The organism is Streptomyces djakartensis (assembly GCF_014651075.1).
GTDB lineage: Bacteria > Actinomycetota > Actinomycetes > Streptomycetales > Streptomycetaceae > Streptomyces > Streptomyces djakartensis.
The window spans coordinates 1-16,560 of record NZ_BMWE01000009.1; the positions used below are offsets into that span (position 1 = coordinate 1).

Sequence of the window (16,560 nt, forward strand, 5' to 3'; positions counted from 1 at the left end):
CCCGGCCCGGTCCGGCGCACCCACGCCCCCGACGTCCCGCGACCGGCCCCCGTCGGCCGGAGCCGACCGTCCGAGGCCCGCCGGCTCGCCGGCCGCGTCCGGCGCAGCCGCCCTGCGCAGCTCCGTCACCGGGGTCCCTGTGAGGATCTCGCCCCCGCGGGCCCGGACCGACTCCGCCACCGCGAGGGGCAGGGTGCCGACGCCGCCCTTCAGGCCCATGAACACCGGGCCGGTCTGCTGGGCGGCGGCCGCCCTGGCCTGGATCTCGCGGACTCCCTCCGTCAGGGAGGTGTGGGCCCTGGCCGCCTGGAAGAGCTGCGGGACGGCCGAGCGCATGGAGATGCGGTACGCGTCGCCCGCGTACACGCCGCCCAGCAGGGGTTCGACCAGGCGGTCGACGACCTCGCGACCGAGGCGCGCCGCCACGTACTCCCCCACCGCCACATCGTCGCCGACCTCCGTGCGGGGCAGTTCGGCGTCCCGCCCGATGCGGGCGAGGCCCTCGTCGGACAGCACTCCGGACAGGGCGGCGGCGGTGCCGGGCACACCCATCACATGCCCCTTGGGCATGGGGCGCAGCGCGCCGCGCGTCCAGATCGACGCCGTCGCCGTGGCGGGCGGCTGGAGGCGGTCGGCGAGGCCCACCTCGCGGGCGAGCGCCACCGCCTCGGGGCGGCGGGCCAGCATCGACTCGGCGCCGAGGTCCACGCGGGCGCCCGCGATCTCCCCCGGCAGCAGCTTGCCGCCGACCCGGTCCGAGGCCTCCAGCACGGTCACCCGCGCCCCTCGCTCCACCAGCCGGTGTGCGGCGGCCAGCCCCGCGATACCGGCCCCGATGACGACGACGTGCTCCCCAGCTTCGCGCATGCCCCCAGCCTTTCAGAGACCCCGACGACAGCGCGCCCGGGGCCCGGTGTCCCGCACGAGTCCCGACCGTGACCGCATCGGAACCGTCCCGGGCCAAACGCCCGGGCCGGTCCGTGCGTCGAAGTAGCGTCAGCGAAATCGACCTCCGGGGGATGCCCGCATGCGCACACGACGACCCGCACGACGTTCCGCCCCGCCCCTGGCCGCCCTTCTGCTGGCCGCGGCCCTCGCGGTCACCGGGTGCAGCGCCGCCGACGACTCCGGCGGAGGCTCGGCCGACCAGGGGGCCGCCGCGTCCCGGGCGGACGGCAAGGCCGGCGCGGAGGCCGCCCCGGGCGGCGCCGGAAGCGGCGCCCGGGCGACCGCGCCGCCGAAGCTCGACCAGAACCACATCATCCGCACGGTCTCGCTGACCGTGCAGGTCAAGGACGCCCCGAAGGCGCTGGAGGAGGCCCGCGCCAGCGCCGAGGCCGCGGGCGGCTACGTCGGTGACGAGACCACCACCCGGGACGAGGAGGGCCGCGAACGCACCCGGGTCGTACTGCGCGTCCCCGTCGAGAGGTACGAGGAGGTCCTCACCGCCCTGGAGGGCGCCGGCAAGCTCCTCGACCGCAACGCGAAGGCGCAGGACGTCACCGATCAGGTGGTGGACGTGGAGAGCCGGATCAAGTCGCAGCGTGCCAGCGTGGCCCGGATCCGCGAGCTGATGGACCGGGCGACGAAGCTCAGCGACGTGGTGACGCTGGAGGGTGAGCTGAGCACCCGCCAGGCGGACCTGGAGGCGCTGTTGGCCCGGCAGGCGTCCCTGAAGGACCGCACGAGTCTTGCCACCATCACCCTCTCGCTGTCCGAGACACCGGTGAAGAAGGCGGAGCGGAACGACGACCCGGGGTTCGTGGACGCGCTGGCGGGCGGCTGGAACGCGTTCCTGACGATGCTGCGCTGGCTCGCGGTGGCGCTCGGCGCGATCCTGCCGTTCGCGGCGGTGGCGGCCCTGATCGCGCTGGTCTGGCTGCGCGTCGTACGCCCCCGCCTGCCGCGCCGCCCCCGGCCCGCGCCCGCGCCCGCGTCCGCGACGAGCGCCCTCGGCCCGCTGCCGACGGCCCGCCCGGCGCCGGAGTCCGGGGCTCCGCGATCCCCGGGTGAGCAGAACTGAAATGCCCTGCTCCCGTAGCGTGTTCGCATGAGCATGAGCCGTACACCGGGAACTGCGCGGGGAACGCGGGAACGACTGGTCGTGATCGGCGGCGACGCCGCGGGAATGTCCGCGGCGTCGCAGGCACGCCGTCTGAGGAAGCCCGACGAGCTGGAGATCGTGGCGTTCGAACGCGGCCACTTCACGTCGTACTCGGCGTGCGGCATCCCGTACTGGGTGGGCGGTGACGTCCCGGGCCGGGGCGAGCTCATCGCCCGTACGCCCGAGGAGCACCGCGCGCGCGACATCGATCTCCGGCTGCGCACCGAGGTCGTCGAGCTCGACCTCGACGGGCAGCGGGTGCGCGCGCGTGACGTCGACTCCGGCGCCGAGTCCTGGACGTCGTACGACAAGCTCGTGATCGCGACCGGCGCCCGGCCGATCCGGCCGGACATTCCGGGCATGGACGCCCCCGGGGTGCACGGTGTGCAGACCCTGGGCGACGGGCAGGCGCTGCTCGACACGCTGGCACGCACGCGTGGCCGCCGGGCGGTGGTGGTCGGGGCCGGCTACATCGGTGTGGAGATGGCCGAGGCGCTCATCAACCGCGGCTACGAGGTGACGGTCGTCAACCGCGGCAGCGAGCCCATGTCGACCCTCGACCCCGACATGGGCCGCATGGTGCACGAGGCCATGGAGGGCCTGGGCATCACGATGGTCGACGACGCCGAGGTCACCGAGGTGCTGACGGGGGACGACGGCCGGGTACGCGCGGTCGCGACGAAGGACCGGGAGTTCCCGGCGGACGTCGTCGTGCTCGGCATCGGCGTGCGCCCCGAGACGACCCTCGCGAGGGCGGCCGGTCTCCCCCTGGGCACGCACGACGGTCTTCTCACGGACCGCTCCATGCGGGTGCGCGGCCACGAGAACATCTGGGCCGGCGGCGACTGCGTCGAGGTCCTGGACCTGGTCTCCGGCCAGGAACGGCACATCCCGCTCGGCACCCACGCCAACAAGCACGGCCAGGTCATCGGCACCAACGCCGGCGGCGGATACGCCACGTTCCCGGGCGTGGTCGGCACCGCGGTCAGCAAGGTCTGCGATCTGGAGATCGCGCGCACGGGACTTCGCGAGAAGGACGCGCACCGCGTGGGTCTGCGCTTCGAGGCGGTCACCATCGAGTCGACCAGCCGGGCCGGCTACTACCCGAACGCCTCCCCCATGACGGTCAAGATGCTCGCGGAACACCGCACGGGCCGCCTCCTCGGCGTCCAGATCGTCGGCAGGGAGGGCGCGGGCAAGCGGGTCGACATCGCCGCGGTCGCCCTCACCGCGGGCATGACGGCGGAGCAGATGACGGCCCTGGACCTCGGCTACGCCCCACCGTTCTCCCCCGTCTGGGACCCGGTCCTGGTGGCGGCCCGCAAGGCGGCGGCGAAGGTCATCGGTTCTTTGTGAGGGCTGTGCGGTAACGCCTTCAGGGGCGCGGGGAACTGCGGGAGAAACACAACCGGCCCGCGCCCCGCGACGCACCGCGCCCCTACGGCGAAACCCTAGGCCGTCCCGGCGGTCCCGTTGATCCGGTCAATGGCCTGCCGCGCCTGCTCCGCCGGAGGCCGCGACGGCAGGGACGAAACCGACGCCGACGCGGCGGTCACCGCCGGCGGCTGCTCCCCCGCCGGCTTGGCGTGCGCGGCGACCCGCGAGGAACGCAACCGGTGACTCACCGCCTCGTCCAAGGTCACAGGCCGCCGCATCTGGGACGCCAGCCGGCCCGCCTCCTGGCCGAGGCGGGCCACGTCCTCCCAGGGCAGCCGGACCACCAGCGTCAGCTCGGCCTCACCGTCCGGCAGCGCGTGCATGGGAGGAGTAACTCGGTCGTTCATCGCCTGTTCCTCACGTCGGCCCCGCGGCCCGCCTTCCCCGCGCCGCGGGCGGTTGCCGACACATACGCACGCCCGGACGACTGTGTTCAGCCACGCGTCCGATTCACCGGCGACCCACCGGGCACACGTGTGAGGTGGTAATACCCGTTCATGACGTGAACCCCGTGCGGCGCACCCCCTGGGTGACGTACGCGCTGATCGCCGCCAACATCGTCGTGTTCCTGCTGACCCCCGGCATGGCCGGCTCCGTGACGGGCGGGAGCAGCCTGGCCCAGCTGTGCCACCTCCAGGCGTTCCTGGACCACTACGCGGCGGTGCCACAGGAGCTGATCCACCATCAGATGCCACGGCTGGTGCCCACGGGGGACACCGGGGTGGGCCCGCAGGGAGCCGGCTGCGTGGTCGGCCCGCCGTCCTACGCCAAGTCCCCGGAACTGAGCGTCCTGACGGCGATGTTCCTGCACGGCAGCTGGCTGCACCTGCTGGGCAACATGCTGTTCCTGTGGATCTTCGGCAACAACATCGAGGACCGCATGGGCCACATCCGGTTCCTGCTCTTCTACGTCGTGTGCGGATACGCGGCCGCGTACGTCTTCGCCCTCGCGAACTCCTCCTCGGGCAGCCCCCTGATCGGCGCCTCCGGGGCGATCGCCGGGGTCCTGGGCGCCTACCTCGTGCTGTATCCGAGGGCCCGCGTCTGGGTGCTGGTGCCCTTCCTCATCTTCCTGCCGCTGCGGCTGCCGGCCTGGATCGTGCTGGGACTCTGGTTCGGGCTGCAGGCGGTGTACTCGTCGGGCCAGGGTGTCTCCGCCGCCGGGACCGTGGCCTATCTGGCGCACGTCGTCGGCTTCGTGGCGGGCATGCTGCTGGCCTGGCCCCTGCGGCCCGGCACCCCGCCGCCTCCGGAGCCGCGGGGACTGCTGTTCGGCAGGCGCGCGCGGCCGGGATGGTGAGAGCGGCGGCGCCGGCTCGACTCACGCGGTGGTGTCCGCGGTGCGGTGCCCGCGCCGGCGCCCGGTGCTGCGGCCGCGCTCGATGTACGACATGTCGCGCAGCATGTCCCGTGGACGCGAGGACTGCTACACGAGTGAGCAGCGCCAGAAGGCCGTGGACCACCTCAGCCGGCAGCGCTGGATCGACGCCGGCGGAGGCGGCCTCTCGCTCGCGACACGTGTGACGGTGATGGATGCGGCGCGGGCGTTCTCCGGCGTCACCCGACGGCGAGATCGGGGCGTACCAGGGTCCCCGACCTCCCGTGGACGATCTCGTACGCCGCGTCCAGGGCGCCGATGGCGGCCAGTCCCCCGGTGCGTTCGACGAACCGGGCGGCGGCCTCCGTCTTCGGGCCCATGGAGTCGGCGGGGAAGCCCGCGCGGCGCAGATCGTCAGGGGTGGCGTCGAGGACGGGCTGCGGGTCGTGGGTGTCGTAGCCGGTGTAGACGCACGGGACGTCGGTGAGGATGAGCAGGAAGTCGGCCTTGAGTTCCTCGGCGAGCAGGGCGGCGGTGAGGTCCTTGTCGACGACCGCGTCCACTCCGCGCAGGGCGCCGGTGCCGCTGTCGGCGGTGACCGGCACGCCTCCGCCGCCGGCGCAGATGACCAGCGTTGCGCTGGTGAGCAGCTCGTGGATGGTCTCGGCCTCGACGATCGACTCCGGCATGGGTGAGGCGACGACCTGTCGCCACCCGCTGGCGTCCTCGGCGATATGCCAGCCGCGCCTTCGCGCGAGGGCGCGGGCGACGTCGCGCGGGTACACGGGGCCGACGGGCTTGGCGGGTCGCGCGAAGGCCGGGTCGTCGGCCCGTACCAGGGTGTGGGTGACGAGTGCGACGGCCTTGTGGCCGGGCAGCGTGTCGTGCAGGGCCCGGACCAGCAGCGAGCCGATCAGGCCCTCGGTCTGGGCGCCCAGCAGGTCCAGTGGGTAGGGGGCGGTCAGGACGGGGTCGGCCGCGCTCTCCATGGCGAGCAGGCCGATCTGCGGCTCGTTGCCGTGGGTGACGACGACCTCGTGTTCGAGAGCGAGAGCCGCGACGGCGGTGGTCACCCGGTCGATGTTCGCCTGCAGCACGGCGGCGTCGGGACGTTCGCCCCGGTGCAGCAGGGCGTTGCCGCCGAGAGCGATGACGATGCGCATGGCTTCAATCCTCCAGAGGACACGAGATCGGAGGCCGGTGATGTGCGCCCACGGCACACCCCCTTCCGCTTCCGGTCCGGTTGGCTCTCGTCTCCATCGAACCTCGGGCCCGTCCCGGGCGCAGGGTTCCGAAGGGCCCGGATGCGGTGCCGGGCGGCCCGGTCATGGGGCCGAGTGGCCCCGTGCCCGGGACCGGGCACGGGAACAGGCTGTGCGTGGCAGGTTCGTACGCCCTGACTGGAGGCACGTCATGAACGCTCCCGCCCCGGCCGGCATGCTGCAGGCGCTGCCCGCCGAGCACCGGTCCCGGCTGCTGCGCTTCGCTCGTGAGGTGTCGTTCCCTCAGGGCGCTCGTCTCTTCGAGGAGGGCGGCCGCGCCGACCGCTTCTGGGTCGTCCGTACCGGCGGCGTCGACCTCGAGATGCGTGTGCCGGGGCAGCGCGCCGCCGTCATCGAGACGGTCCGGCACAACGAACTCGTCGGATGGTCCTGGCTGTTCGCCCCGTACGTCTGGCACCTGGGTGCGCGGACGACCAGTCCGGTGCGCGCCTACGAGTTCGACGCCACCACGATCCGCTCGGTGTGCCAGGACGACCCCGCGCTGGGTGCGAGCGTCGCCCGGTGGGTGGGCGGCGTCCTGGTCCACCGGCTGCGCTCGGCCCGCACCCGGCTGCTGGACCTGTACGCCCCCTACGGCAGCGGCAGCCTTCTGTGACCGCGGCCGGGATTCGAAGCACGACAGTCGTCAGGGACGCGCGGTGAGAGGTCCTGGGCGGTGGTGACCGCCCGGGCTCCTTGGCGCGCGCCGTGGAGCCCGGCGGTCGGTGGGTGGATGTGGATCAGAGCCGGTCGAGGATCTTCTCGAGCTTCGCTACCTCGGCGGACTGGGTCTTCACGACGTCGGCGGCGAGCTTCTTGGCCGTGGCGTTGCGGCCGTTCTTCTGCTCGCCCTCCGCCATGGTGATCGCGCCCTCGTGGTGGTCGATCATCATCTCCGCGAACATCCGGTCGAACTCGGTGCCCTTGGCGGCCTGGAGCTTCTTCATGTCACCTTCGGACATCATCCCGGACATCCCGGCCCCGTGGTCCATGCCGCCGGACCCGTGGTCCATGCCCGGCATGCCCTCCTCGGCGGACTCCGGCTTGCCCCAGGCCTTCAGCCAGGACCTCATGGTCCGGATCTCGGGATCCTGGGCCTTCTCGATGTCCGCGACCAGGGCCTTGACCTCCGCGTCGGAGGCCCGGCCGTCCGCGAGCTCGGACATCTCCAGGGCCTGCTCGTGGTGCGGGATCATCATCTGCGCGAACATGACGTCCGCGTCGTTGAACGCGCCGGGCGCCGGGTTGTCGGCCGCCGTCCGGCTGGGGCTGGCGGACGCGGAGCCGGCGCTCCCGTGGTCCATGCCGTCCATGTCGTTTCCGCCGCAGGCGGCGAGGAGCAGTCCGCCCGCCGCGACGGTGCTCACGATCGCCATGCGACGACGAAGGCGGCGGTGCGGGGTGGGGTTGAGGGCAGTCATGTGCGAATACCTCGCTTGATCAGTCGTGTCAGTGAATGTGCGGATACCTGCCTTGCGCACGGGCATGAGGAAGCCCGCGCTGCGGGCCCGGCCTATATCCGCAGCACTGACAACTGAACGAGGAGAGGTCTGGGTGGTGGCGCAAGGGGGCGCACCACGGCCATCGTCCGGGCGAGCAGAGCCGGCAGCCGCTCTCTGCGAAGCGCCGCCGTGCTCAGGAACAACCGGAGCAGCCATCCGGTGAGAACGGCCACGCACACGGACAGCACGTCCATGCCGATCATGGGGCCGCCCGCCGACGGCGCGGTCGACGCCGCAGGCTCGGTCGCGGTATGGGGATCGGCAGTCCGCTGGGCCGTGTCGCCCTGGTGCGTGCCGGCGACGGCATGAGGCGAGCCGCCCGTCACCGGGCCCGACGAGTGCTCAGGATGCCCCATGGTGTGCATGGCTGACACGCCGAACGCGAGCACGGCGACGAGCAGGAGATACCCGAAGGCCCCACCCGCGCTCAGTCGCCTGCCCACACCCAGCATGGCGACATACTACTAAGCCGCTTAATAGATCAGCGGCCCGCCGGGCCCACACGAGCGACGGGCAACCGTCCGGCGACGAGGCGCTGGGGGCCCTGGGCCACCAACGGCCCGTCCTGCGCACGACGGGTGGACTGAGCGCGTTCCGCCTCGGCGATGACGCGCCGTCCCCTGCCCGGCGCCATGTCGAGGGCAGCCAGGACACTCGGCACCGCGATGCTCGGCACGAGGTGCCGGTACAGGAGCGCGGCACGCTTGTCGTGTTCTTCCCGGCTGCCGGTGAAGCGGGCCACGAGGTTGATTCCCGCATAGGCAGCCACGATGACCATGGCGGTCTCGTCGGGATCGACATGCGGCAACAACTCTCCGCCGGTCTTGGCCTGTTGCAGGCTCCGGGCGCTGAGGTCCGCCCAACCGTCGTACGGGCCACTGCGTTTCAGGGCCTGACCGGTGTCCTCCAGCGTGAGGCGGACGCTGGCCCGCACGATCGGGTCGTACGTGAGCCGGTGCGCGAAGACCATCCCGAAGTCGATGGCCTCCTGCAGCCTGGAGGCCTGGGCCGGGAGCGGCGGAACCTCCTCGAGCTGCGCTTCGAGGACGGCGAGAGCCAGGGCCTCCTTGGAGTCGAAGTGGTGGTACAGGGCACCCTTCGTCACCTTCGCCCGGTCCACGATGTCGGTGATCTTGGTCGCCTCGTACCCGTGCTCCTCGAAGACCGAGGCAGCCGCTTCGAGGATGACCCTGCGCGTGCGGATCGCCCTGTCCTGTAAAGCCATGTGACATCTCTCCCCTGGTGGAGGCCCGGCACTCCGACTCGCCGACGACGGCTGAGAGGGGCACACCGGGCGTACATTCAACACCGCGAGGCCGGGGTGGCACGTGCGGGCCGAGCAGGACGGGGAGACCGCCTCCACGCCACGGCCACGGTGGCCGGATCCCGCCGTCACCATGAGACATGCACGGGGACGGTACGGCCCTCCGCGCGCGGCGAGTCGTCAGCGGGCCGTCCGGGTGTGGACGTACTCCACCAGCCGGGTCAGCGCGTCCGGGTTCGTGGACGGCATGACGCCGTGGCCGAGGTTGAAGACGTGGCCCTCCAGGCCCGCCGCCGAGTCCAGCACCTCCCGGGTCTTGGCCTCGACGGCCTCCGCCGGTGCGAAGAGCACGGCCGGGTCGAGGTTGCCCTGGAGCGCCTTGCCGGGGCCGACGCGGCGGGCGGCCTCGTCCAGCGGGACGCGCCAGTCGACACCGACGACGTCGGCGCCCGCCTCGCTCATGAGCGGGAGCAGTTCGCCGGTGCCCACGCCGAAGTGGATGCGCGGGACGCCGTACCCGGCCACGGCGTCGAAGACCTTCGCCGACGCCGGCAGCACCGAACGCCGGTAGTCGGCCGGGGCCAGGGCGCCCGCCCAGGAGTCGAACAGCTGGACCGCGGAGGCACCCGCCTCGATCTGCACCTTCAGGAACGCCGCCGTGATGCCCGCGAGGCGGTCGAGCAGGTCGGCCCAGAGCCGGGGATCGCCGTACATCATCGCCTTGGCGTTCTCGTACGTGCGGGACGGACCGCCCTCGACGAGGTAGCTGGCGAGGGTGAAGGGGGCGCCGGCGAAGCCGATGAGGGGCGTGGCACCGAGTTCCCGGGTGAGCAGGCCGATCGCCTCGGTGACGTAGGAGACGTCCTCGGGGGTCAGATCACGCAGCTGGGCGAGGTCCTCGCGGGTGCGGATCGGCTGCTCGACGACGGGGCCGACACCGGGCTTGATGTCGAGGTCGACGCCGATGGCCTTGAGCGGGACGACGATGTCGCTGAAGTAGATCGCCGCGTCCACGCCGTGCCGGCGCACCGGCTGCAGCGTGATCTCCGTGACCAGGTCCGGCCGCATGCAGGACTCGAGCATCCCGATGCCCTCGCGCACCTTGCGGTACTCCGGCAGTGAGCGCCCGGCCTGCCGCATGAACCACACCGGCGTGTGCGGTACGGGCTCGCGCCGGCAGGCCTTGAGGAAGGCGGAGTCGTACGTGGCGGACGGCTGCTGGGCCCGGGGGGCGTCGTTGGCACTCACGGGCCAAGTTTCGCACGCCCGCGATCGGCGTGATTCAGCCCCTGGAGAGGCGCGGGGTGTCTAGCCCGCGCCCGGGCTCCGGTCCCCGTAATCTTCCCGCATGGCTGCGGCTCAGGGACGAATGTCGGACGGCGCTGGCGGAATGGACGAAGCGAAGGACACCGGGAAAGAACGGCGGGAGGCGGACACCGCCCCGCTGCCCTTCCGGGCCGCCGTCGACGCGCTCAGGACGGCGCGGCTGCGGCCCCAGATCGAGATCGAGCCGACCCCCCCGCCGAAGCGGCTCGCCCCCTACTCGTACGCGCTGGAGGCCGCGGTCGTCGACGGCGACCAGGACCTGGCCGACGGCCGGCTGGTGCTGCTGCACGACCCGGCCGGGCACGACGCCTGGCGGGGCACGTTCCGGCTGGTGACGCTGGTGCGCGCGGAACTGGAGCCGGAGATGGCCGCGGACCCGCTGCTGCCGGAGGTGTGCTGGTCCTGGCTGACCGGCGCGCTGCAGGCGCGCGGCCTGACGTACGGGGAGCCGAGCGGCACGGTCACGCGTGCGAGCTCCCACTACTTCGGCGGACTGTCCGCGCGCCCCGCCGCCTCGCAGATCGAGATCCGGGCGTCGTGGACGCCGCGCGAGGGTCTGGGCGCGGTGCCGGACACGGCCGCGCACCTGGCGTCCTGGTGCGATCTGCTCGCCCAGGTCGCGGGGCTGCCGCCGGCCGGGCCCGGGGACGCGTCGGTGGTGACGCTGCCGCAGCGGCGGGGCCCGCAGTCCCGTTGACCGGCCTCGCCTGATCGACCTTGCACGAGACGGTCAACGCCGACCGGTCGACGATCACACTCAGGTCCCCCCTTTGGCCGAATCACTTTGTCGATACGGCCACTTTCGACCGCGTACCGACGCAGAGCGAAACCGTTCGGCCTTCGAATGGTCGACCGCCTGTCCGAATTGCACGGATTGTTATCACCGATTCGTGATCATTCTCTAAAGGCGGACGCGTTCGGTGCCGAAGACGACTGTGACCTTGAAAAGCACGGTTCGTCCCGGCTTCACCCCCCACGAGCCGGCCCCGTCCCGCACCCAGGAGGCCTGGTGTCCGTTCTCCTCGAGCAGCCCGCAAGCCTGGTCGCCTACCGCCCGAACAAGCCCACCGCCATGGTGGTCGTGGCCGACCCCCGCGTTCGCTCCACCGTCACCCGCCATCTGTGGGCGCTCGGTGTGCGCGACGTCATCGAGGCCTCGTCCGTCGCGGAGGCTCGTCCCCGCATCGGCAACCCCCGAGACATCTGCGTCGCCGACGTCCACCTGCCGGACGGCTCCGGCCTCACCCTGCTGTCGGAGACCCGCGCGGCGGGCTGGCCCAACGGGCTGGCCCTCTCCGCCGCCGACGACATCGGCGCGGTGCGCAACGCGCTCGCCGGCGGTGTGAAGGGCTACGTCGTCACCGGCACCCGCACCAACCTCGGGCTCCCCACCCGGCCGGGCGCCGCCCCCATCGGTGCCGCCGCCGCACGCCTGCACCGTCGCCCCCCGGGTGCTCCGAGCCACCCGGGCGGCTACCGCGAGCTGTCCGGTCGCGAGGTCGAGGTGCTGCGGCTGGTGGCGGAGGGCCAGTCGAACAAGGCGATCGGTGTCTCGATGGGCCTGTCCGCCCTGACGGTCAAGAGCCACCTCGCCCGCATCGCCCGCAAGCTCGGCACGGGCGACCGGGCCGGGATGGTCGCCGTGGCACTGCGGACGGGGATCATCCACTGACCGCTCCCCGACGAACCCCTTGCGATCATTCGTTCACATGAACGGGGCAGGCGTCGATCCCGCTCACGTCTCCCACGGCTCGCCAACCCCTTTCTGCTCCCTACCTGACTGGTTTGCGACCCTCGGGTGCCCGTCGCCGGAACGTTCCGTCGGCGGGCGCTGTCCATGCACGGATACCCTTGACAGGTGACCGACGCCCACGAGACCGCAGCAGACAGCTCACTGCGAACCACCGGAGGCGCCCCTCCGGACGACGGCGGAACTTCTGCTACGGAGGCGCCGACCCCTTTGCTGGAACCGCGTGAGGGCATTCCGCCCGTGATCGCGGACGAGGCCGCCCTGGCCGGCGTCATCGCCGCCTTCGAGGCAGGCACCGGCCCGGTGGCCGTCGACGCCGAGCGGGCGTCGGGTTACCGCTACGGGCAGCGCGCCTACCTGGTGCAGCTGCGCCGCCAGGGAGCCGGGAGCGCGTTGATCGACCCCGTGGCCTGCCCCGACCTGTCGGCCCTGGGCGAGGCCCTGTCCGGCGCCGAGTGGGTGCTGCACGCCGCGAGCCAGGATCTGCCCTGTCTGCGTGAGATAGGCATGGTGCCGACGCGGCTGTTCGACACCGAGCTGGCCGGCCGGCTCGCCGGGTTCCCCCGCGTCGGCCTCGGCGCGATGGTCGAGGGCGTCCTCGGTTTCGTCCTGGAGAAGGGACACTCCGCCGTCGACTGGTCCACCCGTCCGCTGCCCGAGCCCTGGCTGCGGTACGCGGCGCTGGACGTCGAGCTGCTCGTCGACCTGCGCGACGCGCTGGAGAAGGAGCTGGACCGGCAGGGCAAGCTGGAGTGGGCCCGTCAGGAGTTCGACGCGATCGCCTCGGCCCCGCCGCCGGAGCCCCGCAAGGACCCCTGGCGGCGCACCTCCGGGATGCACAAGGTGCGTCGGCGTCGGCAACTCGCCGTCGTGCGGGAGCTGTGGCAGACCCGGGACCGGATCGCGCAGCGGCGGGACGTCTCGCCCGGCAAGGTGCTCGGGGACGCGGCGATCGTGGAGGCGGCACTGGCACTTCCGGCCAACGTGCACGCGCTCGCCGCGCTGAACGGTTTCGGACACCGGATGAGCAAGCGGCAGCTGGAGCAGTGGCAGGCGGCCGTGGACCGGGCGAAGGGACTGAGTGAGGCGCAGTTGCCGCAGCCTGGGCAGCCGGTCGCGGGACCTCCGCCGCCCCGCGCCTGGGCCGACAAGGACCCTGCGGCCGCGGCGCGGTTGTCGGCGGCCCGGGCCGGGGTTTCGGCGCTGGCCGAGCGGCTCAACATGCCGCAGGAGAATCTGATCACGCCGGACACGGTGCGGCGGGTGTGCTGGGAGCCGCCGGCGGTTGTGGACGCGGAGTCCGTCGCGGAGGCGCTGGCCGGTCACGGGGCTCGCCCTTGGCAGGTCGAGCAGGTGACGCCCGTCCTGGTGGAAGCGCTGTCCGCCCAGGCGCCGTAGGGACCTTCCTCGTCGGCGGCTGCGGGTCGCCGGGCTCGTCGCGCGGTTCCCCGCGCCCCTGGGGAGCTGTCCTCACTTGGTCGCTCCCTCGGTGAAGCCGTTGTAGATGAACCGCTGCAGGAGCAGGAAGACGATCAAGGTGGGGACGATGACGAGGACCGCTCCCGCCGAGATGGTCTCCCAGTGGGCGCCGAAGGGGCCCTTGAAGCGGAACAGAGACGTCGAGATCACGCCAAGATCTTCGGAGGGCATGTAGAGGAAGGGGATGTAGAAGTCGTTGTAGACGTTGATCCCCTTCACGATCACGACCGTCGCGATCGCCGGCCTGAGCAACGGCAAGATGATCTTCCAGTAGATGGTGAGGGCATTGGCACCGTCGAGGCGTGCCGACTCGTCCAGTGAGACCGGGATGGATCTCACGAACTGCAGGAAGATGTAGATCGAGACGATGTCCGTGCCCATGTAGAGGGCGATCGGCGCCCAGAGGCTGTCGAACATGCCGAGGCTGTTGACGATCTGGAAGGTGGCCACCTGGGTGGTCACCCCGGGCACCAGCGCGGCGACCAGGAACAGGGCCAGGACCGGTTTCCGGAAGCGGAACCGGAAGCGGTCGACGGCGTACGCCGTCATGGAGCCGATGAGGACCGTGCCGCCGATGGCGACGACCAGGATGACCGCCGTGTTGCCGAAGGCCGGGAGCATCCGGCCGTCCTGGAACGCCGTGACGTAGTTGTGGAAGTTGAGCGGGTCGTCGGGCGGCGTGAGGGCGCCGCTGTCACCGGCCATCTCCCCGGGGGTCTTCAGCGAGGTCAGGAAGACCACCGTGAGCGGCAGGAGCACGACCAGCGTCGCGAGGATCAGGGACAGGTACACGAGGGCACGGGCCACGGCTCTGCGCGTCATACGAGATCCACCTTGTCGTCCGGGACGAGGCGCCGCTGCACCCAGGTCACCGCCAGGATGATCAGCAGCAGTACGACGGCCGCCGCCGAGGCGAGGCCCGTCTTGTTGAACTGGAAGGCCAGCTTCACGGTCTGGATCACGAAGGTCTCGGTGCCGGTCGCGCCTCCGGTCATGACGTACGGGATCTCGAAGACGGACAGGGACCCGGAGACGGAGAGGATCACCGACAGGCTCAGCACGGGCCGGATGCCGGGCGCGATGATGTGCCGGAACTGCTGCCAGCGGTTCGCCCCGTCCAGTTCGGCCGCCTCGTACAGCTCCCCCGGGATGGCCTGGATGGCACCGAGGAAGAGCACGAAGTTCAGGCCCAGGTAGCGCCAGACCGAGACGGCCGCCAGTGAGGTGTTCGCCGACACCGGGGTGCCGAGCCAGGCGCGGTCCGTCTCCACGCCGAGCAGGCCGAGGACGGAGTCGAGGGTGCCGCCGTCCTGGAAGAAGTAGAGGAAGACGAAGCCGATCGCCACTCCGTTGATCAGGTACGGGAAGAACAGCACGCCCTTGAAGAAGTTCCGGAAGCGGACGTTGAAGCTGAGGATCGTGGCGAAGTACAGCGCGGCGGCGATCTGGAAGACCGAGGCCGCCAGGTAGTAGCCGCTGACCCAGAAGACCTCGAACAGGTCGGAGCGGGTGAAGAGTTCGGCGTAGTTCCCGGCGCCCGTGTAACGCAGCTCGGGGCTCACGCCGTCCCAGTCGGTGAAGCTGTACGCGACCATGTTGGCGATCGGCGCGTACGTGAAGACGATCAGCAGCGTGAGCGGGGCGAGCAGGAAGAGCCAGGGGGTGGCCCCGCGCCACCGGCGTGCGGGGCGCGGGGCGGCGGGTGCGGGCGGCCCGGACACCGGCGCACGGGCCGTCTTCTCGGTCGTGTCCGTCATCAGGACCCCAGGGACCGCTGGGTCCCGGTCCACTTCTTCGCGAGGCCGTCCAGGAAGTCGTCCAGGCCGCCCTTGGTGGCGCCGCGGGCGAGGTCGACCAGGTCCTGGCGGTAGTCGGGCTTGTTGATGCCGACCTCGGACTGGTTGTCGATGGTCTTCACCTCGGCGCCCCTGGTGTCGTCGAGGTCGAGGATCCTCACCCCGGCCTCCTCGTACGGCTTCAGAACGTCGGGCAGCGGGGCGGACTTGAGCGGCGACAGCGTCAGGTTGTCCGCCGCGTATCCGGACTTGTCGGTGAACCAGTCGATCCAGGCGCGGGCGGCGGCCTTGTGCTCGGAGTGGATGTTGACGGCCTGGTTGTAGTCGGGCAGCGCCACCGCGCAGAACGTGCCGTTCTTCTGGGCCGGGAAGGGCATGAACCCGATGTCGCCCGGGTTCGCGCCCGCCTGCTTCGCAGCGCCCCGCATCTGGATGACGGCCCAGGAGCCGAGCCACATCGTGGCGATCTCGCCCTTGGCCAGCTTGGGCTTGGACGCCTCCCAGTTGGTGGTCGTCGGGTCCTTCTCGACGAGCCCCTGGCGCACGATGTCGTAAAGCAGCGTGTCGGCTGTGCGCAGGTCGGCGCCCTCGGCCCACGGGTCGCCCTCGGCGAGCTTGGTGGTGGCCTGCTCGTCGCAGCTGACCGAGCCGTTGACCTGCGTCCACTGGGTGAGGGGCCACATGTCCTTGAAGTTGGTGTAGTAAGGGACCGCGTCGGTCCGGGACTTGATCCGCTTGAGGGCGGCGAGGAACTCGGACGGGGTCTTCGGCCACTCGGTGACGCCGGCTTCCCGCCACACCTTCTTGTTGTAGACGAAGCCCGGTACCGCGCCGAGCGGGCTCTGCCCGTAGACCTTGCCCTCGACCGTGGTGTAGTCGGTGAAGCGGTACTTCCTGCTCCGCTCGGCCTGACTGCCCAGGGAGGCGAAGAACCTGGGGTAGTCCTTCTTCTCGATCACCCCGGGGATCATGAGGACGTCGCCGTAGTTCTCCGTGTTCATCCGGATCTTGACTTCGCCCTCGTAGTCGGTGATGCCGTCGAACTCGACTCTCACCTTCGGGTAGGTCTCGTTGAACTCGGCGGCGTACTTCTTCATCGTCCCGTCCTGCACCAGGTCGGTCCGGTGGGTGAGGACGGTGATGGTGCCGGTGACCTCGGCGGGGTCGTCGGGCGCCTCGGCATCGGCGCCCTTCGAGGTGCCCGCGGTGCCGGTGCAGCCGGAGGCCAGCAGGGCGGAGCCCACGGCGAGGGCGAGGACGGTACGGCAGTTCATGTGCATCAGCTCCGTTCGCGGAGAGGAACTCGGGACGGAAGAGCACGT

General features: G+C 71.5%; 17 protein-coding genes. 7 read left to right on the top strand and 10 right to left on the bottom strand.

What is annotated here, in order from left to right; all coding sequences use genetic code 11:
* Window positions 1-867: protoporphyrinogen oxidase (gene hemG, locus IE212_RS16775; RefSeq protein ID WP_229864379.1), on the bottom strand; the 867-nt coding region annotated here is incomplete at its 3' end.
* A gap of 160 nt (window positions 868-1,027) precedes the next feature.
* Here hemG and IE212_RS16780 point away from each other — a divergent pair.
* Both IE212_RS16780 and IE212_RS16785 read left to right on the top strand, forming a co-directional pair.
* Window positions 1,028-2,023: a DUF4349 domain-containing protein gene (locus tag IE212_RS16780; RefSeq protein WP_190198665.1), complete on the top strand. Its 996-nt coding sequence runs from the start codon at window positions 1,028-1,030 to the stop codon at window positions 2,021-2,023.
* Window positions 2,024-2,050: 27 nt separating this feature from the next.
* Entirely contained in the window at window positions 2,051-3,460 is a 1,410-nt protein-coding gene (locus tag IE212_RS16785; protein ID WP_190198666.1) for an FAD-dependent oxidoreductase, read from the top strand.
* A gap of 95 nt (window positions 3,461-3,555) precedes the next feature.
* On the opposite strand, the gene IE212_RS16790 is transcribed toward IE212_RS16785, so the two are convergent.
* Window positions 3,556-3,888 carry a hypothetical protein gene (locus tag IE212_RS16790; protein ID WP_190198667.1) on the bottom strand — a complete coding sequence of 111 codons (333 nt, stop codon included), beginning with the start codon at window positions 3,886-3,888 and terminating at the stop codon, window positions 3,556-3,558.
* 134 nt (window positions 3,889-4,022) lie between these two features.
* On the opposite strand from IE212_RS16790, the gene IE212_RS16795 reads away from it, so the two are divergent.
* Window positions 4,023-4,841, top strand: coding sequence for a rhomboid family intramembrane serine protease (locus IE212_RS16795; protein ID WP_190198668.1), 819 nt, complete (start codon window positions 4,023-4,025; stop codon window positions 4,839-4,841).
* 257 nt (window positions 4,842-5,098) lie between these two features.
* Here the strand turns inward: IE212_RS16795 and IE212_RS16800 are convergent, their stop codons facing one another.
* Window positions 5,099-6,022 carry a carbamate kinase gene (locus IE212_RS16800; RefSeq protein WP_190198669.1) on the bottom strand — a complete coding sequence of 308 codons (924 nt, stop codon included), beginning with the start codon at window positions 6,020-6,022 and terminating at the stop codon, window positions 5,099-5,101.
* A 250-nt stretch (window positions 6,023-6,272) separates the two neighbouring features.
* On the opposite strand from IE212_RS16800, the gene IE212_RS16805 reads away from it, so the two are divergent.
* Window positions 6,273-6,737 (top strand): cyclic nucleotide-binding domain-containing protein, encoded by a 465-nt coding sequence (locus IE212_RS16805; protein WP_190198670.1) that lies wholly within the window; start codon window positions 6,273-6,275, stop codon window positions 6,735-6,737.
* A gap of 124 nt (window positions 6,738-6,861) precedes the next feature.
* Here IE212_RS16805 and IE212_RS16810 read toward each other — a convergent pair whose 3' ends face one another.
* The 4 genes from IE212_RS16810 to hemE all read right to left on the bottom strand — a co-directional run bounded on the left by IE212_RS16810 (window position 6,862) and on the right by hemE (window position 10,135).
* Window positions 6,862-7,542, bottom strand: a complete 681-nt coding sequence (locus tag IE212_RS16810; RefSeq protein WP_190198671.1) for a DUF305 domain-containing protein — start codon at window positions 7,540-7,542, stop codon at window positions 6,862-6,864.
* Window positions 7,543-7,634: 92 nt separating this feature from the next.
* The gene (locus IE212_RS16815; RefSeq protein ID WP_190198672.1) at window positions 7,635-8,075 is read right to left on the bottom strand and encodes a hypothetical protein; all 441 of its coding nucleotides are present in this window, start codon (window positions 8,073-8,075) and stop codon (window positions 7,635-7,637) included.
* A gap of 29 nt (window positions 8,076-8,104) precedes the next feature.
* Window positions 8,105-8,848 carry a ScbR family autoregulator-binding transcription factor gene (locus IE212_RS16820; protein ID WP_190198673.1) on the bottom strand — a complete coding sequence of 248 codons (744 nt, stop codon included), beginning with the start codon at window positions 8,846-8,848 and terminating at the stop codon, window positions 8,105-8,107.
* 219 nt (window positions 8,849-9,067) lie between these two features.
* The gene (hemE, locus tag IE212_RS16825; RefSeq protein ID WP_190198674.1) at window positions 9,068-10,135 is read right to left on the bottom strand and encodes a uroporphyrinogen decarboxylase; all 1,068 of its coding nucleotides are present in this window, start codon (window positions 10,133-10,135) and stop codon (window positions 9,068-9,070) included.
* 100 nt (window positions 10,136-10,235) lie between these two features.
* On the opposite strand from hemE, the gene IE212_RS16830 reads away from it, so the two are divergent.
* The 3 genes from IE212_RS16830 to IE212_RS16840 all read left to right on the top strand — a co-directional run bounded on the left by IE212_RS16830 (window position 10,236) and on the right by IE212_RS16840 (window position 13,361).
* Window positions 10,236-10,910, top strand: a complete 675-nt coding sequence (locus IE212_RS16830) for a DUF3000 domain-containing protein (protein WP_190198675.1) — start codon at window positions 10,236-10,238, stop codon at window positions 10,908-10,910.
* Between the two features lie 312 nt (window positions 10,911-11,222).
* Complete coding sequence (locus IE212_RS16835) at window positions 11,223-11,885, top strand: response regulator transcription factor (protein ID WP_037671863.1); 663 nt, start codon at window positions 11,223-11,225, stop codon at window positions 11,883-11,885.
* A 186-nt stretch (window positions 11,886-12,071) separates the two neighbouring features.
* Complete coding sequence (locus IE212_RS16840) at window positions 12,072-13,361, top strand: ribonuclease D (protein WP_190198676.1); 1,290 nt, start codon at window positions 12,072-12,074, stop codon at window positions 13,359-13,361.
* Between the two features lie 72 nt (window positions 13,362-13,433).
* On the opposite strand, the gene IE212_RS16845 is transcribed toward IE212_RS16840, so the two are convergent.
* The 3 genes from IE212_RS16845 to IE212_RS16855 are packed head-to-tail and all read right to left on the bottom strand — an operon-like array spanning window position 13,434 to window position 16,512.
* Window positions 13,434-14,264: a carbohydrate ABC transporter permease gene (locus IE212_RS16845; RefSeq protein ID WP_190198677.1), complete on the bottom strand. Its 831-nt coding sequence runs from the start codon at window positions 14,262-14,264 to the stop codon at window positions 13,434-13,436.
* A complete protein-coding gene (locus IE212_RS16850) occupies window positions 14,261-15,199 on the bottom strand; it encodes a carbohydrate ABC transporter permease (protein WP_190198678.1) in 939 nt (312 codons plus the stop codon). Before IE212_RS16850 ends, IE212_RS16845 begins: the two co-directional genes overlap by 4 nt.
* Window positions 15,199-16,512: an ABC transporter substrate-binding protein gene (locus IE212_RS16855; protein WP_373301398.1), complete on the bottom strand. Its 1,314-nt coding sequence runs from the start codon at window positions 16,510-16,512 to the stop codon at window positions 15,199-15,201. The genes IE212_RS16850 and IE212_RS16855 overlap by 1 nt, the downstream gene beginning before the upstream one ends.
* Between the last annotated feature and the right edge of the window lie 48 nt (window positions 16,513-16,560).